The sequence below is a fragment of the Streptacidiphilus sp. PAMC 29251 genome (assembly GCF_054208735.2).
Genome location: NZ_CM135725.2, coordinates 2,518,962 through 2,540,448, shown reverse-complemented (window position 1 = coordinate 2,540,448; position 21,487 = coordinate 2,518,962). Strand labels below are relative to the sequence as shown.

The window sequence follows — 21,487 nt, the reverse complement described above, 5'->3', positions numbered from 1 at the left end:
GCAGGCTAGGATCCGCGCGTGGAATCCATAGCTCCGGTGAGCCCCGCTCCCGACATGCCCGTCGCGCTGAAGATCCTGGTCGCCGGCGGTTTCGGGGTGGGCAAGACCACGCTGGTCGGGGCGGTGAGCGAGATCCGGCCGCTGCGCACCGAGGAGGTGCTCAGCGAGGTCGGACGCCCGGTGGACCGGACCGAGGGGGTGGAGGCGAAGACCACCACCACCGTGGCGATGGACTTCGGTCGGATCGACATCCGCAGCGACCTCGCGGTGTACCTGTTCGGAACCCCCGGACAGGACCGGTTCTGGTTCATCTGGGACGAGTTGGCGGTCGGCGCGCTGGGTGCGGTGGTGCTCGCCGACACCCGGCGGCTGGACGAGTGCTTCCCCTCGGTGGACTACTTCGAGCGGCGCGGGATCCCCTTCGTGGTCGCCGTCAACTGCTTCGAGGGCACCCGCCCCTATCCGCTGGACCAGGTCCGCACGGCGCTGGACCTGGATCTGGGGATCCCGCTGCTCCAGTGCGACGCCCGCTCCACCGGCTCGGTCAGGGACGTCCTGGTCGAGGTGGTGGAGCTGGCCCTCTCCGTCGCCGAGGAGGAGGAGCGCCAGGCCGACTTCGAGGCAACCAGCCCCGCCTGAGGTCCTCCTGACGCTGTTTCAGCTATTCTCGGCCCGCGCTGGGCCCGGCCCAGGCCCGGGCCGGGCGGCCCGTGGCCAGCCCGGGATAGCGGTAGAGCGAACCCGCGCCCGGGTCCGCGTCCGCCGCGCCGCCGCCCGCGGTGGTGATGTAGAGGACGTCCAACGCCGGGCCGCCGAAGGCGCAACTGGTGACCTTGCCGGTGGGCAGCTCCACGGTCTCCAGCAGCCTGCCCTCGGGGGAGAGGCAGCGGACCGCCGAGCCGCCCCAGAACGCCACCCAGAGGTTCCCCTCGGCGTCCAGGGTCATCCCGTCGGGGTCGCCGCCGAGTGCGGAGACGTCCAGGCTGCGCACCGGATCCGCGAGCGGGCCGTGCTCGGGGTAGTCGAACAGCCGGATGCTGCGGGTGGGGGTGTCGATGTGCCACAGCAGGTCCGGCTCGGGCCAGTCCAGGCCGTTGGGGATCAGCATTCCCTCCCGCAGGACGACCACCCGCGCCCTCCCCTCGGAGTCGTACTCCAACCGGTAGAGCGGGCCGCCCGCGCGCGGTTCGTCCAGGGTCATCGTCCCGGCGACCATCCGGCCGTAGGGATCGCACTTCCCGTCGTTCATCCGGCGTCCGGGCCGGTCCGCCTCCACCGGCGCCACGGGCTCCAGCACCCCGGTGGCGGTGTCGAGCAGGGCGAACCCGGCCTCGACGGCGAGCAGCATCAGGCCGTCGCGGTAGGGTGCGATCGTTCCCGGACGGGTGTCCAGCGGCAGCACCTCGGGCTTGCCGCCGCCACCTTCGCCCCCACCGGCGCTGCCACCGGGATCGAGCACCCTGACCTGCCGGTCCTCGATGCCGATCCAGTACAGTCGGCCGGCGCGGTCGTCCCACACCACGCCCTCGCCGAGGGCGAGGCGGCAGTCGTCGACGAGTTCCAGCGGCATGGTGCACCCCTTGTTCCGGAGAAAGAACGCAGATTGTCTCGTCCGATCGCCGATAAACCTGCTGCGTGGGGCTCACAATAGTTCTTCACCGCATTGGCACATCCGGGGGTGGAGGGGAGATGGTGACCGAGGCCGTGGCTGACCTGTCGACACAGACGCACGAGCAGGGGCGGACGCCCCGGCGCGGAGGGGTGCACTGGCGCTACGGCATGGGCTTCGTGGTGCTCCTGGCCAGCATCCTCTCGCTGGTGCTGGTGGGTCAGATCGCCGGCTGGATCCAGGATCCGCACCGTTCCACCCAGGCCGGCACCATGGCCGACTTCCGCGCCTCACAGCTCCAGGCGGCGCTGTGGACGCTGCCCGCGCCGGGCGGTGGCGACGTGCCGGAGGCCTTCTACGCCAACGCGGTGCGCGCGGAGCAGGGGGTCCTGCTCGACGTGGCGTACCCGGCGACACCGGACAGCCCGCCGACCGGGCTCACCGTGCGGCTGGACGGGAGCGCCACCAGCGGGGTGCTGAGCGGCCACCACCTGACCACGGTGCAGCGCTGCTACCACTACAGCCTGGGGCCCGTGCCGGGCGCCATGGTGCACCAGCAGGTCGCCTGCCCCGGTGCGGCCGAGGCGCCCGCGATCCGCAACCCGACCGGCACGTCGAACGACGACAGCAGCCGGGCGGCGCTGCTCAGTCTCGGGATGCGGTTGACCGGCCTCTCCCCGGCCCAGCGGAACGTACCGGCCGGGGACGACGGCGTACGCCAACTCATGTCCGAGGCAAGGATGGTGGACGGAACCCCGTGGACTGCGAGCTATCCGCAGCGGTCCGGCGGATTAGGGGATATCGTGCTGGCGATCGGTTCCGGCGGTTCGGCGGGGTGCTTGTTCGCGGGTATCCACGCGGGGGTGCTCACGGCCTGGACCGCGCCGCTGCTCGCGCCGTGCACGGCGCAGCGGGCGGAGCAGGCCGTGCTGGCGGGCCCCTCCTGAAACCACCGGTTCGGACCACCGGTTCGGTAAAATCCGTCGAAACTTTGCAAAAGACCGTAAGCAGTTTGCGCTTGGTGACTTACACTTGCGGGCATGACACGACGACTTGCTGAAGTGGCGAAGAAAGTCGGGGTCAGCGAGGCGACGGTCAGCCGCGTCCTCAATGACAAGCCCGGCGTCTCCGAGAACACCCGGACCGCTGTCCTGACCGCGCTGGACGTGCTCGGCTACGAGCGCCCGACCCAACTGCGCGGCGAGCGCTCGCGGCTGGTCGGGCTGGTCCTGCCGGAGCTGCAGAACCCGATCTTCCCGGCCTTCGCCGAGGTGGTCGGCGGAGCCCTGGCCCAGCAGGGGTTCACCCCGGTGCTGTGCACCCAGACCGCGGGCGGGGTCTCCGAGGCCGACTACGTGGAGCTGCTGCTGCAGCAGCACGTGTCCGGGGTGGTCTTCTTCGGCGGCCTCTACGCCCAGGCCGACTCCCCGCACGAGCACTACGAGCGGCTTGCCCAGCGCGGGCTGCCCACGGTGCTGCTGAACGCCGCCATAGACGGCCTCGGCTTCCCCCAGGTCTCCTGCGACGACGCGGTGGCGGTGGAGCAGGCGATGGGCCACCTGGTCTCGCTGGGCCACCGGAAGATCGGCCTGGTGCTGGCGACGCCGGACCACGTGCCGTCCCGGCGCAAGCTGGCCGCCGCCCGGGTGGCCGCGGCCAGGGCCGGTGTGGAACTGCCGGACGCGCACATCGAGCACGCGCTGTTCTCGCTCGAGGGCGGCCAGGTGGCGGCCGGACGGCTGGTGCAGCGCGGGGTCACCGGGATCATCTGCGCCAGCGACCCGATCGCCCTGGGCGCGGTCCGCGCGGTGCGCCGGGCCGGCCTGTCGGTGCCGGGCGACGTCTCGGTGGTGGGCTACGACGACTCGTCCTTCATGACCTGCACCGACCCGCCGCTGACCACGATCCGGCAGCCGATCGAGGCCATGGGCCGGGCCGCTGTGGACCTGCTGGCCAGCGAGATCGCCGGCGCCAGGGTCACCCACGACGAGCTGCTCTTCGAGCCGGAGCTGGTGGTCCGCGGGTCGACCGGGCCGGTCAACCCGCGGGACTGACGATGCGTCAGATGTAACCTGGACCGCCGAGCGCGGTACGCAGTGCGATGTCAAGGGGTCGGACGGTAATCGTCCGGCCCCTTTGTCATGCCCTCTCGTTACCATGTCGAAATCTTGCAAATTCCCGTCGACATATTGTGGTCATCTGCTCGTAGTGGTTAAGTGGCACGCGCCACACCAAGTCAGAACTTCCTCCCGATAGTCCTGCCACCCAGAAGGGTCCTCACAATGACCAGTGAGCGGCTGACCAGTCCTCGCGTCCGTAGAACCGCTGCGATGCTCCTCGCGGCCTCCGTCGGCCTGACCGCCGCCGCCTGCGGCAGCTCCAGCAAGACCGCCGCGCCGAAGGCGGACAGCAAGATCACGATCAGCATCGACTGTGCGCCGCCCACCAGTAAGCCGATCCCGCGCAAGCAGTGGTTCGACGACATCGCCGCGTTCGAGAAGCTCAACCCGAACATCAACGTGAAGAGCATCGACACGTCCCCCTGTGAGACCCCGGCGCTGTTCACCGCCGCGCTCAAGGGCCACACCGAGCCGAACGTCTTCTACACCTACTTCACGGACAAGCAGGAGGTCCTGGACTCGGGCCAGGCCGCGGACATCACCCAGTACGTCAACACCACCACCGTCCCCTCGCTCAACGACATCTCCCCGGCGGTGCTCGACGGCCAGAAGTCGGACGGCAAGCTGTACGGCATCCCGCGTACCAACTACGCGATGGGCCTCATCATCAACCGCAAGCTGTTCACCCAGGCCGGCCTGAACCCGGACCAGCCGCCGACCACCTGGGCCGACGTCGCCACCGACGCCGCCAAGATCCAGGCACTCGGCGGCGGCGTCAGCGGCTACGGCGACTACAGCGCCGGCAACCAGGGCGGCTGGCACTTCGTCGCCGAGATGGACGCCCAGGGCGCCCCGGTCGTGTCCACGGACGGCAAGACGGCCGCGTTCAACAGCGACGCCGGCAAGGCCGTGCTGCAGAACCTGCACGACCTGCGCTTCAAGGACAACGCCATGGGCAAGACCCAGCTGTACAAGTGGGGCGACCTGCAGAAGCAGATGGCGGCGGGCAAGCTCGGCATGTACCTCGCCGCGCCCGACGACATCACCTACATGGTGCAGACCTTCCAGGCCCAGTACTCGGACTTCGGCATGGGCCCGATGCCCGGCACCGGCGGCGCGGCCAAGGGCACGCTGGCCGGCGGTGACGACATGATGTTCAACGTCAAGGACACCCCGGACCAGATCAAGGCCGGCATCAAGCTGGTGAACTTCCTCTACCTCACCAGCGGCCAGGGCCAGTTCAACTACGCCCGGGCCAAGTCCACCGGCCAGGCCGTCGGCCTGCCCGAGCCGGAGTTCTACACCGGCGCCTCGCTGGCCGCGGACAACGCGCTCAAGGCCACCAACGCCACCATGCCGGTCGGCAACTACAAGCCGTTCATCGACGCCGCGATCCCGGGCATCAACGAGCCCGGCAACGCCCAGGACATCTACAAGGTCATGGACACCGCGATGGGTGCCGTGCTGACCAACCCCAACGCTGACATCAACAAGCTGCTCAGCACCGCGGAGACCCAGGTCAACCAGGTCCTCGCCAACAAGTAGTCCTCAACCGGTCCCGACCGAAGCGGGGCGGCCGCAGCACCGGCCGCCCCGCCCCCGTCCAGGCATTGTCAGGAGCCCTGATGGCGGCGATCGCCGTACTGGAGAGCAGCACCGATCCGGATCCCAAGCCCCGGCGCGACAAGAACAACCAGCGTGACTCGTTCGTGCGGGAGCTCAAGCGGAACCTCACCGCCCACGCGTTCCTGATCGGCGCGGTCCTCGTCTTCGCCCTGTTCTCCTGGTACCCCATGGTCCGGGAGTTCATCATGAGCTTCCAGAAGGAGAAGCTCGGCCAGACCCACTGGGTGGGCTGGCACAACTTCAACCAGGTCTGGCACGATCCCAGCTTCGGCCAGGCCTGGGTGAACACCGCCGAGTTCACCGGCCTCGCGCTGCTGCTCGGCTATGTGGTGCCCTTCTTCATCGCCATCGTGATGAACGAGTTCCGGCACGCCCGCGGCTACCTCCGGGTACTGGTCTACCTGCCGGTGATGCTTCCGCCGGTCGCCTCGCTGGTGCTGTTCCAGTACTTCTACAACCCCGACTACGGGCTGTTCAACCACCTGCTGCACGCGGCGCACCTGCCCACCTCCTCGTGGCTGCAGTCGCCGAAGATGTCCATGATCGCGGTCGTGATCGCCTCCACCTGGATGAACATGGGCGGGGCGACCCTGATCTACCTCGCTTCGCTGCAGGGCATCCCCGGTGAGCTGTACGAGGCCGCGGAGATCGACGGGGCCGGCATCCTGCGCCGGATCTGGCATGTGACGATCCCTCAGACCAGGCTCATCCTCTCGATGCTGCTGATGCTGCAGATCGTCGCCACGATGCAGGTCTTCGTGGAGCCCTTCGTCCTCACCAACGGCGGCCAGGGCGTGGACAACTCCACCACCACCGTCGTCTACCTGATCTACCAGTACGCCTTCAACTTCGGGAACTACGGCGCGGCCTCCGCGCTGGGGCTGCTCCTGCTCGTGGTGCTGGTGGTCTTCGCCCTTGTCTACCGGTGGCTCATGAGCCGCGTCGAAGAGCAGTGAGGTCAGCATGGCTACCGCATCCGACATGGGTACCCGCACCCTGGTCTCCCGGGTCCAGCTCAACCGCCCGCGCGGCCGGATCATCTACTGGTCCGTGCTGGGGCTGACCATCCTCCTCTTCACCCTGGTCTTCCTGGGCCCGCTCTACATGATGGTCTCGGGCGGTCTGAAGTCGACCCAGGAGGCGATCCAGGACCCGCCCACGCTCTACCCGCACCACGTCCAGGCCAGCACCTACCACACGGCCTGGACCCAGCTGAACCTCTCCAAACTGCTGCTGAACACCCTGATCTACGCCTTCGGGGCGCTGGCCTTCCAACTGGTGTTCTGCATCTCCGCGGCGTACGCCTTCTCCAAGCTGCGGCCGATCCTCGGCAACGCCATCCTGGGCGCGATGCTCGCCACGCTGATGATCCCGGCGATGGTGCTGATCGTCCCGCAGTACCTCACCGCGATCAGCCTGCCGTTCGTCCACATCAACCTGCTGAACACACCCTGGGCGATCTGGATCCCGAGCGTGGCCGCCGCCTTCAACATCTTCCTGCTGAAGCGGTTCTTCGACTCGATCCCGCAGGAGCTGATGGACGCGGCCGGCATCGACGGCGCGGGGCCGCTGCGGATCCTCTGGTCGATCGTGCTGCCGATGTCGCGGCCGATCGTCTCGGTGGTGTCCATCTTCGCCCTGGTGGCGGTGTGGAAGGACTTCCTCTGGCCGCTGCTGGTCGAGTCCGACCCCACCAAGCAGACGCTCAACGCGGGCATCTACTCACTCTCCCAAGGAGTTCCGGAGAACGTCCTGATCGCCGCCGCGGCCATCTCCGCGGTGCCGACGATCATCTTCTTCCTCTTCTTCCAGCGGAACATCATGGCCGGACTGACCGCGGGCAGCCTCAAGGGCTGACCCGTCGGACCCCTCCCGCATCCGGCCATTCCTCTCAGATCTGTACCCACAGGTCAGGCCCCAACAGATGGAGACCCCTACCGTGCACGAGCCCCAGTGGTGGCGCGGCGCCGCGATCTACCAGGTGTACGTCCGAAGCTTCGCCGACGCGGGCGGCGACGGAGTCGGCGACCTCGCCGGTGTGCGCGGCAGACTGCCCTACCTCGCCGACCTCGGTGTCGATGCCCTGTGGTTCACACCCTGGTACTCCTCGCCGCTGGCCGACGGTGGATACGACGTCGCCGACTACCGTGAGATCGACCCGATGTTCGGCACCCTGGCCGAGGCCGAGAAGCTCATCGCGGAAGCCCTCGACCTCGGCATCAGGACCATCGTCGACATCGTCCCCAACCATGTCTCCAGCGCCCATGTCTGGTTCCAGCAGGCACTGGAGGCGGGCCCGGGATCGCCCGAGCGGGCCAGGTTCTGGTTCCGTCCGGGGCGCGGCGCCGACGGCGAGTTCGCACCCAACAACTGGCGCTCCCAGTTCGGCGGCTCGGCCTGGACCCGGACCACGGAGCCCGACGGCACGGCGGGGGAGTGGTACCTGCACCGCTTCGCCCCCGAGCAGCCCGACCTCAACTGGGCGCACCCGGAGATCCGCCAGGAGCACGAGGACATCCTGCGGTTCTGGTTCGACCGCGGCGCGGCCGGCGTCCGGATCGACTCGGCGGCGGAACTGGTCAAGGACCCGGACCTGCCCGACTACGACTACGACACCCCGCACCCGGCGGGCGAGCCGCACCCCTATGTCGACCGGGACGAACTGCACGACATCTACCGCTCCTGGCGCGTGATCGCCGACTCCTACCCGCAGCCGCGGGCCCTGATCGGCGAGCTCTGGCTGCCCGACCCGCTGCGCTTCGCCCAGTACCTGCGGCCCGACGAACTGCACACCGCCTTCAACTTCGGCTTCCTGGCCTGCCCCTGGGACGCGGAGGCGCTGCGTACGGTGATCACCGCCACGCTGGCCGAGCACGCCCCGGTCGGCGCCCCGGCCACCTGGGTCCTGGCGAACCACGACATCACCCGTACCGCCACTCGCTACGGCCGGGAGAACACCGGCTTCGACTTCGCCGACAAGGCCCACGGGATCCCCACCGACCTGGTGCTGGGCACCCGCAGGGCCCGCGCCGCGGCTCTGCTGTCGCTGGCGCTGCCCGGCTCGGTCTACCTCTACCAGGGCGAGGAGCTGGCGCTGCCCGAGGTCGAGGACATCCCGGCGGACCGGATCGAGGACCCGATGTACCACCGCACCGGCGGCAAGGACCCGGGCCGCGACGGGTGCCGGGTGCCGATCCCGTGGGAGGGGGAGGCGCCCCCGTACGCCTTCAGCCCGGCGACGGCCCTGACCGCGCCCTGGCTGCCGCAGCCGCTGGACTGGGCCCCGCTCACCGCGGCCGCACAGGACGGCGACCCGGACTCGATGCTGACCCTGTACCGCAGGGCGCTCCGGGTCCGCAGGAACGAGCCCGCGCTCGGCGACGGGCCGATGGAGTGGCTGGAGTCCCCGGAGTTCCCGGATTCCCTGGATTCGCAGTCGGACGTGCTGGCCTTCCGCCGCGGTCCGCACTTCGTCTGCGTGGTCAACCTCTCCGACGCCCCCGTGCCGCTGCCGGCGCACAGCGATGTGCTGCTGGCCTGCGGGCCCATTCCGGGCGGAGCACTGCCCCCCGATACGGCGGTGTGGCTGCGGACCCCCTGACAGGTCCGCAGCCGCACCGCAGGTTGCGTCGCCCCGCGCGGGTTGAGGGTCCCGCGCGGTGCGGCGCAGCCACACCACCTGGCACTGCCTTGATTTGCCCGGCCCCCGGCCGGGTGTCACTTCCCCACCCAGGAAGAACGGTTGTCATGATCCTGCAAAGAAATGGCGCGTCCCCGCAAGCGCCAGGCCTTGAAGTGCCTGGCGCCAAGGCGCCGAGGCCGCGCCGTGCGCTGGGCCTGCTGGCCGTCGCGCTGGCCGGCACCACCGCGCTGACCGGGCTGCTGCTGCCCGGCTCCGCCGCCGTCGCGGCGACCGGCGCCACCGTGCCGATGCTGGCCACCGCCGACGCCGCCGCCAGTGGCCGGGGCGCGGCCGTCCCGTTCACCGAGTACGCGGCGGTCGCGGCCGACACCAACGGCACCGTCCTCGCCCCCTCCCGGACCTTCGGGACACTGGCCTCCGAGGCCGCCGGGCGCACCGCCGTGCAGCTGGTCGGGCAGGGCAAGTACCTGGAGTTCACGCTCACCGGCGCGGCCAACGCGGTGGACTTCCACTACTCCATCCCGGACTCCGCCGACGGCGCCGGCATCACCGACCCGCTGAGCCTGTACGTCAACGGGAGCAAGACCGCGGACCTGTCGCTGACCTCCAAGTACAGCTACATGTACAGCTCGTACCCGTTCAGCAACATCCCCAGCCAGGGCGGGATCCACCACTACTTCGACGACGTCCGCTACAAGTTCGGCTCCACGCTCCCGGCCGGCACCAAGGTCCGGCTCCAGGTGGACGCGGGCGACAACGCCCCCTCCTACACCGTGGACACCGCCGACTTCCAGAACGTCGCCGCGGCGAAGACCGAGCCCGCCGGGTTCATCAGCGTCACCGACCCCGCCTACGGAGCCGACCCGACCGGCCAGACCGACGCCACCGCGGCGATCCAGAACGCCGTCAACGCGGGCGAGGCCCAGGGCAAGGGCGTCTGGATCCCGGCCGGCACCTTCAAGGTGACCGGCCACATCATCGTCAACAAGGTCACCCTGGACGGCGCCGGACCCTGGTACTCGGCGCTGGCCGGCCTGGACGTCGGTGTGTACGGCAACTACGCGCCCAACCCGTCCAGTGCGGTGCACATCGCCGACTTCGCGATCCTCGGGCAGACCAATGACCGCGATGACAACGCCCAGGTCAACGGCGTTGGCGGCGCCCTCGGCGGCGGCTCGACGATCGACGACCTGCTGATCCAGAACACCAAGGTCGGGATCTGGCTGGACGGCCCCTTCGACGGGCTGAGCATCACCAACACCCAGATCCAGGACACCACCGCCGACGGCATCAACCTGCACGACGGCATCACCAACACCACCATCAGCAACAACTTCATCCGCAACACCGGTGACGACGGCATCGCCACCTGGTCCGAGCACAACGCCGACTCCGGCGACGTGATCAGCCACAACACGGTCGAGCTGCCGATCCTGGCGAACAACATCGCCGTCTACGGCGGCCAGAACAACACGGTGACCGACAACGTCGTCGCCGACACGCTGACCCAGGGCGGCGGCATCCACGTCGGCAACCGCTTCAGCGCCACCTCGCTGGCGGGCACCACCACCATCGAGGACAACGACCTGATCCGGACCGGGGTGCTCGACCCCAACTGGCAGTTCGGCGTCGGCGCGGTCTGGTTCTGGGCCTCCGACTCACCGATGACCGGGACGATCAACCTCAGCGGGCTGAACATCCTGGACACCTCGTACGAGGCCGTGCAGGTGATCGGAAGCGGCGTCAGCAACGTCCACTTCAGCAACATCAACGTGGACGGGGCGGGGACCTTCTTCCTGCAGGAGCAGTCCGTCGGCGCGGCCACGTTCCAGAACGTGACCACCGCGCACATCGGCGTGGCCAACGTCTACAACTGCCAGGGCCCCAGCGCCTTCGCCATCACCGACCTCGGCGGCAACAGCAGCTGGAACACCGCCGCGCAGTACTGCGGCCCCTGGCCGACCCCGGTCTACACCTACAGCGGTGGCGGCACCACTCCGCCCACCTCGGCCCCGCCGACCACCACGCCGCCGACCACGGCTCCGCCCACGACGGCCCCGCCCACGACGGCTCCGCCGACCACCCCGGCCGGCGGCAACCTGGCGCAGGGCCGCCCGGTCACCGCGACCAGCTCCAACTCGCCTTATGTGGCTGCCAACGCGGTGGACGGTGACGCCAACTCCTACTGGGAGAGCGCCAGCAGCTCCTTCCCGCAGTCGATCCAGGTCGACCTGGGCACGAGCACGTCCGTCGGCAGCGTCGTGGTGAAGCTGCCCCCGGCCACGGCCTGGGCGGCCCGTTCGCAGACCTTCTCGGTCCTCGGCAGCACCGACGGCAGCACCTTCAGCACGCTGGTCGGCTCCGCCGCCCACACCTTCGACCCGGCCAGCGGCAACACGGTCACCGTCCCGCTTCCGGCGGGGACCTCGACCCGGTACGTGAAGCTGACCTTCACCGCCAACAGCGGCTGGCCGGCCGCGCAGCTCTCCGAGCTGCAGGTGCTGGGCACGGGTACGGGCACGACCGCGCCGCCGACCACGGCGCCCCCGACGACGGCGCCGCCCACCACCGCACCGCCGGCCGGCACCAACCTGGCGCTGCACGCGGCGGTGACCGACACCGGCCACACCCAGAGCTACACGGCCGGCAACACCGTCGACGGTGACGCCAACTCCTACTGGGAGAGCTCGGACAACGCCTTCCCGCAGAGCATCACCGTGGACCTCGGCGCCGTCCGTACGGTCTCCCGCGTGGTCCTCAAGCTGCCCCCGGCCACCGCCTGGGCCACCCGCACCGAGACCATCGCGGTCCTGGGCAGCCTCGACAACTCCAGCTACACCACCCTGTCCGCCGCGGCCGGTCGCGTCTTCAACCCGGCCACCGGCAACACCGTCACCATCACCTTCCCCGCCACCACCGTCCGCTACCTGCGACTGACCATCACCGGCAACACCGGCTGGCCGGCCGGCCAGCTCTCCGAGATCGAGGCCTACGCCTCCTGAGCCGCTGCCTCATCGTCAGTTAGATCCACTCGGGCCGGACAGGAACTTCCTGTCCGGCCCGACCCATGACAGAGTTTGCGCAAGCCTTGCAGCCCCCGTTCTGGAGCCACCATGCCCCCGCCTCTATCTTCGCCTCTGTTCGACTATGACGTGCTGGTCATCGGCGGCGTCGGCGTCGACACCATCGTCCGGGTGCCCGAACTCGCCGTCCCGCCGGGCGACTCGGTGCATGTCCCGGCGATCCGCGACTATGTCGCGCACACCGGCAACGGCGCGGCGCTGGGCGCGCATCTGCTGGGGCTGCGCACCAAGTTCATCGACTACCTGGGCGCGGACGACCAGGGCGCGCTGATCCTCAAGGAGTACGCCGCGCGAGGGTTGGACTTCAGCTCACTCCCGGCCCCGGCCGGCACGCCCCGCAGCGTCAACCTGGTCGACGACGCGGGCCGCCGCTTCTCCTTCTACGACGGCCGGCACCCGGCCGACCTGCGGATGCCGGCCGAGTTCGCCCTCCCGTACGTGGAGCGCAGTCGCCATGTCCATCTGTCGATCAGTCACTACAACCTGAACCCGGAACTCTTCGACGGCATCGAGCGGCTGGGCCGTACCGTCTCCACTGACCTGCACGCCTGGGACGGCGTCGACCCGCACCGCTTTCCGTTCGCGCACCGGGCCGACCTGGTCTTCATGAGCGCGGCCCACCTGCAGGCGGACGGCGCCCTGGCCCCGGTCCTGCACGGCATCCTGGACGCCGGCCGAGCCCGGTTGGCGGTCGCCACCGACGGCGCCAACGGCTGCCATCTGCTCACTCGCGAGGATCGGACGGTCCGTCACTTTCCGGCGGTGGCACCGCTTCCCGGCCGCTCGATCGTCGACAGCAGCGGCGCCGGCGACGCCTTCGTCACCGGCTTCCTGCACGCCTGGTTCGCCGAGGCGGACGTGGACACCTGCGTTCGCTCCGGCCAGATCTCCGGCACCTACGCCTGCGGCACAGCCGGCACCCACACCTCCTTCATCGACGCCCCGACGCTGGTGGCGGCGGTGGCGGCCTCGGTGGCTGGCGGGTCGTAGCCTGGTGGGGTCGGCCTTCTTGGCGTGACGCCCCCGCGCCGTCTCGCGGCTCCGCCGCAAAGCGGCCAACTACGCGGGCGGTGGGGCGCGGGGCCCGGGCGTCGTCGCCGGGTTGGCGGTCTGCGTCGCTGAAAGGGAGAAAGTGGCGTTGCAAATCGGGCATAGCGGGCAGATTTACGCCTGTTTTTCCCTTTTAGCAACCAGCCCCGCCACCCCGGGGCCCAGGAGCCCGGCCCCCACCGCCCCGCAGGTCAGCGACGGGCCCCCGGGCCCGCCCCCGCCCGCCTGTTGCCCGCGAGCGGCAGCGAGCACCGGGGGCGGAGCCCCGGTCCACAAACGCGCACGGGCCGCACGGCGTCGGGACGGGGGCTCAGCCGCAGACCTCGACCGCCCCCCCGCCTACCCCATCACCGTCCCGCTGACCTCCCCGAACCCGATCCGCGCGCCAAGGCCACCGCCTGCCACCCCCGGGGCCGACGCCCGAAGCGTCACCGTGTCGCCGTCCTCCAGGAAGGTCCGGACCGTCCCGTCCGCCAGCCGCAGCGGCTCCGCGCCGTTCCAGCTCAGCTCGATCAGCGACCCGCGCTGGTCGGCGGCCGTGCCCGAGACCGTCCCGGAGGCGTAGAGGTCGCCGGTGCGGAGCGAGGCGCCGTTGACCGTCAGGTGGGCGAGCATCTGGGCGGGGGACCAGTAGGTGTCGCGGAACGGGGGCCGCGAGACGACCTGGCCGTTGAGCAGCACCTCAAGCTGCAGGTCGAGCCCCCAGGGCTCCTTCTCCGTCAGATACGGCAGCGGCTCGGGGTCGGTCTGCGCCGGGCCCGGCACCCGCGCTCCCTCGAGCGCGGCCAGCGGGACCACCCAGGGGGACACCGACGTGGCGAAGGACTTGCCGAGGAAGGGCCCCAGCGGCTGGTACTCCCAGCGCTGGAGGTCCCGCGCGCTCCAGTCGTTGACCAGGACGACGCCGAACACATGCTCGGCGAAGGCCCCGGTGCCGACCGGCTCGCCGAGCACGGACGGGGTGCCGACGACAAAGCCGACCTCGGCCTCGATGTCCAGCTTCAGGCTCGGGCCGAAGTCGCCGGGCCCCCGCTGCCCGTTGGGCCGCCGGATCGGGGTGCCGGACGGCACCACCGTGCCGGCGCGGCCGTGGTAACCGACCGGCAGGTGCTTCCAGTTGGGGAGCAGCGGCTCCGCGACCTCCGGGCGGAAGATCCGTCCCAGGTTGCTCGCATGCGTCTCGGAGGCGTAGAAGTCGACATAGTCGGCGACCTCGATCGGCAGGTGCAGCGTCACCTCGTCGATCCGGTGCAGGTTGCGTTCGCAGAAGCGGCGGCGGTCGTCGGTCGCCAGCATCCGCCGGACCTCCGTCCGTACGTACGCCCACTCGCGCGGGCCGCGCCGCAGGAAGCGGTTGAGCGAGCCGGTGGCGAGGTCCGCGCCCAGCGGCGTCCCGGCCCACATCGCGGCCAGGTCGAGGACGTGCTCGCCGATGGCCACGCCCACCCGCGCCCCGCCGCTGCTCAGGCTCGACCGCGGGGTGAAGACGCCGTAGGGCAGGTTGTCCAGCGTGAAGTCGGAACCCTCGGGGACCGGCACCCAGCTCACTGCCCGTCCCCCTGCCCGGCTTCGGCTCCCCGCCCGGCTTCGGCTCCCCGCCCAGGTTCAGCCCCCTGCGGCCCGCGGCCGCTCCAGCTCCAGGCGTAGCGGCCGTCGTCGCTGGCCCGGGCGCCCTCGGCGAGGTCCAGCGGGCGGAAGGTGTCGACCATCACCGCCAACTCGTCGAAGAACTCGGCGCCGATGCTGCGTTCGTACGCGCCGGGCTGCGGCCCGTGGGTGTGGCCGCCGGGGTGCAGGGAGACCGAGCCCTGGCCGATGCCGGAGCCTTTGCGGGCCTCGTAGTCGCCGCCGACGTAGAACATCACCTCGTCGCTGTCGACGTTGGAGTGGTAGTACGGCACCGGGATCGACAGCGGGTGGTAGTCGACCTTGCGGGGCACGAAGTTGCAGATCACGAAGCCGTTGCCCTCGAAGACCTGGTGGGCCGGCGGGGGTTGGTGGATCCGGCCGGTGATCGGCTCGTAGTCGGCGATGTTGAAGGCGTAGGGGTAGAGGCAGCCGTCCCAGCCGACCACGTCGAACGGGTGGGTGGGGACGGTCAGCACGCTGCCGCCGACGCCGCCCGCGACCCGGTGCTTGACGTAGACGTCCACGTCGCCCTGCTCCTCGCAGACCAGCGGGCCGACCGGGCCGCGCAGGTCGCGTTCGCAGAACGGCGCGTGCTCCAGCAGCTGCCCGAACTTCGACAGGTAGCGCTTCGCCGGGGTGATGTGGCTGTTGCCCTCGATGGCGTAGAGCCGCAGCGGGGCGTCGCCGGTGGGCAGCCAGCGGTGGGTGGTGGCCCGGGGGATGATCACATAGTCGCCCTCGCCGACCTCGATGCTGCCGAAGACGCTCTCCAGCACCCCCGCGCCGGACTCCACATAGACGCACTCGTCGCCGGTGCCGTTGCGGTAGAGCGGGGAGGGCACGCCGGCCGCGACATAGGCGATCCGGACGTCCGCGTTGGCGAGGACCACCCGCCGGTCGCGGACCGGGTCGGCCTGCCGCCAGCTCTCGCCGGGGAAGAGCTCGTGCAGCCGGAAGTGGTACGGCTTCAGCGGGTGGTTGGGTTCCGGCTTGTCCTCGGGGAGGTGCCAGACCCGGCTGTCCACCATCGCCGAGGGCAGCTCGCGGTGGTAGAGCAGTGAGGAGTCGGAGGAGAAGCCCTCCTCGCCCATCAGTTCCTCGTAGTAGAGCCGGCCGGAGTCCCCGTCCCGATGCTGGGTGTGCCTCTTCGGGGGAACCGCGCCCGCGCTGCGGTAGTACGCCACCTTCGCCTCCTGAGCGACCTCGGGCCGGTCTGGCCGCCGACCTGGGCGACATTGACCAGGGGTGATGCCCGGTGGGGCATGCACCGACCATCCCATGGCCAGGGTCCGTCGCTGTCAAGCAGCCTCCGGCCGTCGGTCAAGAAGTCGGACGGCAACGCTCTGGACTCGTGAATGTAACGATCGCCAATTCTTGCAGAAAGAAGCTGCAAGGTCTTTCCATGCCAGTCACCCCGCTGTTACGTTCCTCCCCAAGCCCGACGGCAGCAACGGTGCGTCGGCCCGGGGAGGCTCCCTCGCAGGTGCCGACCCCTTCACTCGGGCATCCACCCTCCAAGGAGTTCACAATGCGTCGTGGCATTGCGGCAGCCGTTCTGACGGCGGCGATAGCGGTTTCTGCAAGCGCTTGCGGGAGTAGCACCACCACCAGCACCTCCGGCGGCAAGGCCAGTGCAAGCCCGGTCACCATCACCTGGTGGGACACCTCGGACGCCACCAACGAGGAGCCGACCTACAAGGCCCTGGTCGCCGCCTTCGAGAAGGCCAATCCGACGATCACCGTCAAGTACGTCAACGTCCCCTTCGCCGACGCGCAGACCAAGTTCCAGACCGCCGCCGGCAGCAAGGGCGCCCCGGATGTGCTGCGCTCCGACGTCGGCTGGACGCCCGGCTTCGCCAAGGCCGGCTACCTGGTACCGCTGGACGGCACCCCCGCCGCCGCCGACTCCGCGAAGTTCGAGCCGCAGCTGATCCAGCAGGCCAGCTTCGACGGCAAGCTGTACGGCGTGCCGCTGGTCACCGACACCCTCGGCCTGATGTACAACAAGGCGCTGTTCACCAAGGCCGGCATCACCAAGGCCCCCGCCACCTGGGACGAGCTGAAGGCCGACGCCGCCCTGGTCAAGCAGAAGGACGGGGTCGACGGCTTCGACCTCAACGCCGCCGCCTACTACGCGATGCCGTTCCTCTACGGGGAGGGCACCGACCTGGTCGACGCCGGCTCGCAGAAGATCACGGTCAACTCCGCCGCCGCGGTCAAGGGCATTGACACCATCAAGGGCCTGCTCGCCAGCCCCGGCGTGAGCAAGCTGGACACCACCGCCAACGCCTACGCCAACATGATGGACTCGTTCAACAGCGGCAAGGTCGCGATGATCATCCAGGGCCCCTGGGAGACCACCAACGTCTACAAGGGCTCGGCCTTCACCGACACCGCCAACCTGGGCGTGGCCGCGGTTCCGGCCGGTTCGGCCGGCAAGTCCGGCGCCCCCATCGGCGGCCACAACCTGGTCGCGTACGCCGGTTCCGACGGCGCCCACCAGGCCGCCTCGGAGAAGTTCATCGCCTTTATGACCTCGGCCGCGTCGCAGGTCACCATCGCCACCAAGAACGCCACGCTGCCCACCCGCAGCGACGCGTACACCGCCGCGGTCACCGCCAACCCGGGCATCGCCGCCTTCCAGCCGATCCTCTCGGCCGGCGTCCCGCGTCCGCCGCTGGCCGAGTACAGCTCGCTCTACGGCCTCTTCAACACCGATCTGCTGAAGATCCTGGCGGGCCAGGAGAGCACCCAGTCCGGCCTGAACAACGTCTCGGTCGCGACCAAGAAGCTGATCCCGGCCTTCGCCACCCAGTGATCCCCGGCCCGGCGGTCCGTCCCCTTCCCGGGGCGGGCCGCCGGGCACCGGCCGTGGTCCGCCAACCCCGTTGACAACCCCGTCGACGAAGCCGTCAGCAGAGCCGAGAGGTGTCAGAGCGATGACCGTCGCCGTCCAGGGCAGAGCCCGCAAGGAGCGCAGCGGCCCCGAGCCCGATCCCAGGCCGCGGGCCGGCCGGTTCACCCGGCTGCGGCGCTCGTACGACCAGCACTGGTACGCCTGGGTGATGTGCACCCCGGTCGTCGTGGTGCTCGGCGCACTGGTCGGGTTTCCGCTGGTGCAGGGGGTGCTGCTGACCTTCACCAATGCCAACAGCCTCAATGTCGGACGCACCATCGGGGTCAACCACATCCCGGACAGCTACACCTGGGTCGGCTTCAGCAACTACGTCGACCTGCTCACCGGCGCCGACAACCAGCTGATCCCGCACTTCGTCTGGACCATCGTCTGGACCTTCGTCTGCGTCGCCCTGACCGTCAGCATCGGCCTCGGGCTGGCGGTGCTGATGAACCGTAAGATGCGCGGCCGCACCTTCTACCGGCTGCTGCTGATCCTGCCCTGGGCGGTGCCCACCTTTGTCACCGTCTTCTCCTGGCGGCTGCTGCTCAGCGACGGCGGCGCGGTCAACGGGCTGCTCGGGCTGCTGCACCTGGGCACGCCCAGCTGGCTCAGCAGCCCGTACTGGATGAAGACCGCCGCGATCCTGGTCAACACCTGGTGCGGGGTCCCGTTCATGATGCTGTCCTTCCTCGGCGGGCTGCAGTCCATCCCCAGCGAGCTGTACGAGGCGGCCGAGATGGACGGCGCCACCCCCGGCAGCGCTTCACCCAGGTCACCCTGCCGGGCCTGCGCCCGGTCAGCAGCACGGTGACCCTGCTCGGCATCATCTGGACCTTCAACCAGTTCACCGTCATCTACCTGCTCTTCGGCGCCGGCGGCAACGACAGCGTGCAGATCCTGGTCACCTACGCCTACCAGCTGTTCTTCGGCCAGATGCCGCAGGACTACGCGGGCTCGGCCGCGGTCGGTGTGATCTGCCTGTCCATCCTCGTGGTGTTCACCGCCTTCTACCGCCGCTGGCTCTCCCGGAACGAGGCAACCGCATGAGCACCAGTGCCCGCCGTCCCCTGTTGCGCGGCGAACGCCGTCCGCTGGCCTCGGTCGGCCTGCACGGGGTGCTCTCGGTCGCGGCCTTCGTCGCCGCCTTCCCGGTGTTCTGGATCTTCTACATCTCGCTGGGCGCGGACGAGCACGACTACCTGCACCCGGGCCGGATCCTCGGCCGGATGACGCTCTCCAACTACGACCACGTCATCAACCACACCGCCTTCGGCACCTGGCTGCTGAACTCGCTGATCGTCGGGATCGGCACCATGCTGCTGGGCGTGCTGATCGCCGCCAGCGCCGGCTACGCGGTGTCCCGGATGCGCTTCCCCGGCCACCGCCAGCTGATGTACACCTTCCTGCTGACCCAGATGTTCCCGGTGTCGGTGCTGATGGTCCCGCTCTACAAGATCATGGCGGGGATGGGCCTGCTCGACACCTACCAGGGCCTGGTGCTGATCTACTGCTCCACCGCCGTGCCCTACTGCGCCTGGCTGCTCAAGGGCTACTTCGACACCATCCCGGTGGAGATCGACGAGGCCGGGCGGATCGACGGCCTGTCCCCGTTCGGTACCTTCTGGCGGCTGATCGTCCCGCTGGCCCGGCCCGGGCTCTCGGTGGCGGCGTTCTACACCTTCCTCACCGCCTGGGGCGAGGTCGCCTTCGCCTCGCACTTCATGCTCTCCGAGGACAAGTACACCCTGGCCGTGGGCCTGCAGACCTACATCAGCCAGTACAACTCGCAGTGGAACTTCATGGCCGCGAGCGCGGTACTGATCGCGCTTCCCGCCGGTGTCGTCTTCTACCTGGTACAGAAGCACCTGGTGACCGGCCTCACCGCCGGCGGCACCAAGGGCTGACCGCCCCGCACCAACCGACCGCTCTCCCCACCAGCATCCAAGGGATCCCATGACCCCCCAGCACCCCGCCGACCCGACCGCTTCCGCTGCCGTCACCGGCCGCAGAACCGACGGCTGGTGGCGCGACGCGGTGATCTACCAGGTCTACCCGCGCAGCTTCGCCGACGCCGACGGCGACGGCATGGGCGATCTGGAGGGCGTCCGCAGCCGGCTCCCCTATCTGCGGGAGCTGGGCGTGGACGCGGTCTGGCTGTCCCCCTACTACGCCTCCCCGCAGGCCGACGCCGGCTACGATGTCTCCGACTACCGGGTGATCGACCCCATGTTCGGCGACATCGCCGACGCGGAGCGGCTGATCGCCGACGCCCACGGCCTGGGCCTGCGCGTGATCGCTGATCTCGTTCCGAATCACTGCTCCGACCAGCACACCTGGTTCCGGCAGGCGCTGCGTGAGGGCCCGGGCAGCCCGCTCCGCAGCCGCTTCCACTTCCGTCCGGGCAAGGGCGGCGGCGAACTGCCGCCCAATGACTGGGAGTCCATCTTCGGCGGCCCGGCCTGGACCCGGACCGCCGACCCGGACGGCAGTCCCGGCGAGTGGTACCTGCACCTGTTCGCCCCGGAGCAGCCCGACTTCAACTGGGACAGCCGGGCCGTCGCCGACGAGTTCCGCTCGGTGCTGCGGTTCTGGCTGGACCTGGGCATCGACGGCTTCCGGATCGACGTCGCCCACGGCTTGGTGAAGGCAGCGGGCCTGCCCGACATCGGCGTCCACGACCAGCTGCGGCTGCTCGGCAACGCGGTGCTCCCCTTCTTCGACCAGGACGGCGTGCACGAGATCTACCGCGACTGGCGGCGCATCTTGGATGAGTACGGGACCGACCCGGCCACCCGTCGGATCGCCGTCGCCGAGGCCTGGACCCCCAGCGTCGCCCGCACCGCCAACTACCTGCGCCCGGACGAGCTGCACCAGGCCTTCAACTTCCAGTACCTGGGCACCGCCTGGGACGCCGAGGCGCTGCGCGCGGTGGTCGGGCTGACCCTGGACGCGATGCGCCCGGTCGGCGCCCCGGCCACCTGGGTGCTCTCCAACCACGACGTGGTCCGCCACCTCACCCGGCTCGGCGCCGGGGTCGACCGGGAGCAGGACCTGCGCCGGGCCCGGGCCGCGACCCTGCTGATGCTGGCCCTCCCCGGCTCGGCGTACCTCTACCAGGGCGAGGAGCTGGGCCTGCCCGAGGTGCTCGACCTGCCCGACTCGGCCCGCCAGGACCCGGCCTTCACCCGGGCCAGGGCCGGCGGCGCCGCGGGCACGGACGCCGAGGGCACGGACGCCGAGGGCCAGGAGGGGATGCGGGACGGCTGCCGGGTTCCGCTGCCCTGGTCCGGAACCCAGGCTCCGTACGGCTTCGGGCCCGCTGCCGGGGGGCCCAGCTGGCTGCCGCAGCCGGCCGACTGGGCCAAGCTGAGCGTCGAGGCGCAGACCGGGGACCGTGACTCCACCCTGGAGCTCTACCGCAGCGCCATCGCGATCCGCCGCGAGCACCCGGCGCTGGGCGCGGGGGACTCGGTGCAGTGGCTGGACGGGCTCCCGACCGGCGTCCTCGGCTTCCGCCGAAGCGGGGCCGGCGCGGGCGGCGCGACTGTTGGGGCCGGCGCGGCCGGTGAGGTGTTCGTCTGCACCGCCAACACCGCCGACCAGCCGGTGCGGATCACCGCTCCCGGACAGCTGCTGCTGGCCTCCACCCCGGTCACCGTGATCGACGGTGAGCTGCTGCTCCCCGCCGACACCACCGTCTGGTGGGCCTGCTGATGGCGGCTGCCAACGCCCAGGCCCTCAGCTCCCCAGTCCCCGTGCCCCGCCCCGCCACCGCCCAGCGGCCCGCCACCGCCCCCCGCCCAGCGACCGCCTCCCGCCCCGCCCCCG

The 21,487-nt window shown here is 70.2% G+C and carries 15 protein-coding genes and 1 pseudogene; 13 read left to right on the top strand and 3 right to left on the bottom strand.

The annotated features are described in order from the left end of the window. The first annotated feature begins 54 nt into the window (after positions 1 to 54). Positions 55 to 639, top strand: coding sequence for a GTP-binding protein (locus ACXKR8_RS11855; RefSeq protein WP_458274957.1), 585 nt, complete (start codon positions 55 to 57; stop codon positions 637 to 639). A gap of 22 nt (positions 640 to 661) precedes the next feature. Here the strand turns inward: ACXKR8_RS11855 and ACXKR8_RS11850 are convergent, their stop codons facing one another. Beyond that, on the bottom strand, positions 662 to 1,570 hold the full coding sequence (locus ACXKR8_RS11850) for an SMP-30/gluconolactonase/LRE family protein (RefSeq protein WP_458272862.1): 909 nt from the start codon (positions 1,568 to 1,570) through the stop codon (positions 662 to 664). A gap of 119 nt (positions 1,571 to 1,689) precedes the next feature. On the opposite strand from ACXKR8_RS11850, the gene ACXKR8_RS11845 reads away from it, so the two are divergent. From ACXKR8_RS11845 to ACXKR8_RS11810, 8 genes are all read left to right on the top strand, one after another. Then, positions 1,690 to 2,556 (top strand): hypothetical protein, encoded by an 867-nt coding sequence (locus tag ACXKR8_RS11845; protein WP_458272861.1) that lies wholly within the window; start codon positions 1,690 to 1,692, stop codon positions 2,554 to 2,556. Positions 2,557 to 2,649: 93 nt separating this feature from the next. After that, positions 2,650 to 3,663, top strand: a complete 1,014-nt coding sequence (locus ACXKR8_RS11840) for a LacI family DNA-binding transcriptional regulator (protein WP_458272860.1) — start codon at positions 2,650 to 2,652, stop codon at positions 3,661 to 3,663. Between the two features lie 276 nt (positions 3,664 to 3,939). Further along, positions 3,940 to 5,274: an extracellular solute-binding protein gene (locus ACXKR8_RS11835; RefSeq protein ID WP_458272859.1), complete on the top strand. Its 1,335-nt coding sequence runs from the start codon at positions 3,940 to 3,942 to the stop codon at positions 5,272 to 5,274. A gap of 80 nt (positions 5,275 to 5,354) precedes the next feature. Continuing rightward, positions 5,355 to 6,311 (top strand): carbohydrate ABC transporter permease, encoded by a 957-nt coding sequence (locus ACXKR8_RS11830; RefSeq protein WP_458272858.1) that lies wholly within the window; start codon positions 5,355 to 5,357, stop codon positions 6,309 to 6,311. Positions 6,312 to 6,336: 25 nt separating this feature from the next. Further along, entirely contained in the window at positions 6,337 to 7,212 is an 876-nt protein-coding gene (locus ACXKR8_RS11825; protein WP_458274956.1) for a carbohydrate ABC transporter permease, read from the top strand. Positions 7,213 to 7,279: 67 nt separating this feature from the next. Continuing rightward, entirely contained in the window at positions 7,280 to 8,956 is a 1,677-nt protein-coding gene (locus tag ACXKR8_RS11820) for a glycoside hydrolase family 13 protein (protein ID WP_458272857.1), read from the top strand. 146 nt (positions 8,957 to 9,102) lie between these two features. After that, the gene (locus tag ACXKR8_RS11815) at positions 9,103 to 12,000 is read left to right on the top strand and encodes a discoidin domain-containing protein (RefSeq protein ID WP_462100464.1); all 2,898 of its coding nucleotides are present in this window, start codon (positions 9,103 to 9,105) and stop codon (positions 11,998 to 12,000) included. A gap of 111 nt (positions 12,001 to 12,111) precedes the next feature. Beyond that, the gene (locus ACXKR8_RS11810) at positions 12,112 to 13,071 is read left to right on the top strand and encodes a carbohydrate kinase family protein (protein ID WP_458272855.1); all 960 of its coding nucleotides are present in this window, start codon (positions 12,112 to 12,114) and stop codon (positions 13,069 to 13,071) included. Positions 13,072 to 13,470: 399 nt separating this feature from the next. Here the strand turns inward: ACXKR8_RS11810 and fahA are convergent, their stop codons facing one another. Continuing rightward, positions 13,471 to 14,679, bottom strand: a complete 1,209-nt coding sequence (fahA, locus tag ACXKR8_RS11805) for a fumarylacetoacetase (RefSeq protein ID WP_458272854.1) — start codon at positions 14,677 to 14,679, stop codon at positions 13,471 to 13,473. Further along, positions 14,676 to 15,944, bottom strand: coding sequence for a homogentisate 1,2-dioxygenase (locus ACXKR8_RS11800; RefSeq protein ID WP_458272853.1), 1,269 nt, complete (start codon positions 15,942 to 15,944; stop codon positions 14,676 to 14,678). The genes fahA and ACXKR8_RS11800 overlap by 4 nt, the downstream gene beginning before the upstream one ends. Positions 15,945 to 16,288: 344 nt before the next feature. Here ACXKR8_RS11800 and ACXKR8_RS11795 point away from each other — a divergent pair, with 344 nt between their 5' ends. From ACXKR8_RS11795 to ACXKR8_RS11780, 4 genes and pseudogenes are all read left to right on the top strand, one after another. Further along, positions 16,289 to 17,578: an extracellular solute-binding protein gene (locus tag ACXKR8_RS11795; protein WP_458272852.1), complete on the top strand. Its 1,290-nt coding sequence runs from the start codon at positions 16,289 to 16,291 to the stop codon at positions 17,576 to 17,578. Between the two features lie 121 nt (positions 17,579 to 17,699). After that, a pseudogene (locus ACXKR8_RS11790) lies at positions 17,700 to 18,706 on the top strand (carbohydrate ABC transporter permease). Continuing rightward, positions 18,703 to 19,563 carry a sugar ABC transporter permease gene (locus ACXKR8_RS11785; RefSeq protein ID WP_458272850.1) on the top strand — a complete coding sequence of 287 codons (861 nt, stop codon included), beginning with the start codon at positions 18,703 to 18,705 and terminating at the stop codon, positions 19,561 to 19,563. Before ACXKR8_RS11790 ends, ACXKR8_RS11785 begins: the two are co-directional and overlap by 4 nt. Before the next feature lie 49 nt (positions 19,564 to 19,612). Next, entirely contained in the window at positions 19,613 to 21,373 is a 1,761-nt protein-coding gene (locus ACXKR8_RS11780; RefSeq protein WP_458272849.1) for a glycoside hydrolase family 13 protein, read from the top strand. Positions 21,374 to 21,487: the final 114 nt, after the last annotated feature.

What these genes read in the sequence shown, in the direction of transcription:
- ACXKR8_RS11855 (WP_458274957.1), top strand. Translation starts at nt 55, where the DNA reads ATGCCCGTCGCGCTGAAGATCCTGGTCGCCGGCGGTTTCGGGGTGGGC.
- ACXKR8_RS11850 (WP_458272862.1), bottom strand. Translation starts at nt 1,570, where the DNA reads ATGCCGCTGGAACTCGTCGACGACTGCCGCCTCGCCCTCGGCGAGGGC.
- ACXKR8_RS11845 (WP_458272861.1), top strand. Translation starts at nt 1,690, where the DNA reads ATGGTGACCGAGGCCGTGGCTGACCTGTCGACACAGACGCACGAGCAG.
- ACXKR8_RS11840 (WP_458272860.1), top strand. Translation starts at nt 2,650, where the DNA reads ATGACACGACGACTTGCTGAAGTGGCGAAGAAAGTCGGGGTCAGCGAG.
- ACXKR8_RS11835 (WP_458272859.1), top strand. Translation starts at nt 3,940, where the DNA reads ATGCTCCTCGCGGCCTCCGTCGGCCTGACCGCCGCCGCCTGCGGCAGC.
- ACXKR8_RS11830 (WP_458272858.1), top strand. Translation starts at nt 5,355, where the DNA reads ATGGCGGCGATCGCCGTACTGGAGAGCAGCACCGATCCGGATCCCAAG.
- ACXKR8_RS11825 (WP_458274956.1), top strand. Translation starts at nt 6,337, where the DNA reads ATGGGTACCCGCACCCTGGTCTCCCGGGTCCAGCTCAACCGCCCGCGC.
- ACXKR8_RS11820 (WP_458272857.1), top strand. Translation starts at nt 7,280, where the DNA reads ATGGAGACCCCTACCGTGCACGAGCCCCAGTGGTGGCGCGGCGCCGCG.
- ACXKR8_RS11815 (WP_462100464.1), top strand. Translation starts at nt 9,103, where the DNA reads ATGATCCTGCAAAGAAATGGCGCGTCCCCGCAAGCGCCAGGCCTTGAA.
- ACXKR8_RS11810 (WP_458272855.1), top strand. Translation starts at nt 12,112, where the DNA reads ATGCCCCCGCCTCTATCTTCGCCTCTGTTCGACTATGACGTGCTGGTC.
- ACXKR8_RS11795 (WP_458272852.1), top strand. Translation starts at nt 16,289, where the DNA reads ATGCGTCGTGGCATTGCGGCAGCCGTTCTGACGGCGGCGATAGCGGTT.
- ACXKR8_RS11785 (WP_458272850.1), top strand. Translation starts at nt 18,703, where the DNA reads ATGAGCACCAGTGCCCGCCGTCCCCTGTTGCGCGGCGAACGCCGTCCG.
- ACXKR8_RS11780 (WP_458272849.1), top strand. Translation starts at nt 19,613, where the DNA reads ATGACCCCCCAGCACCCCGCCGACCCGACCGCTTCCGCTGCCGTCACC.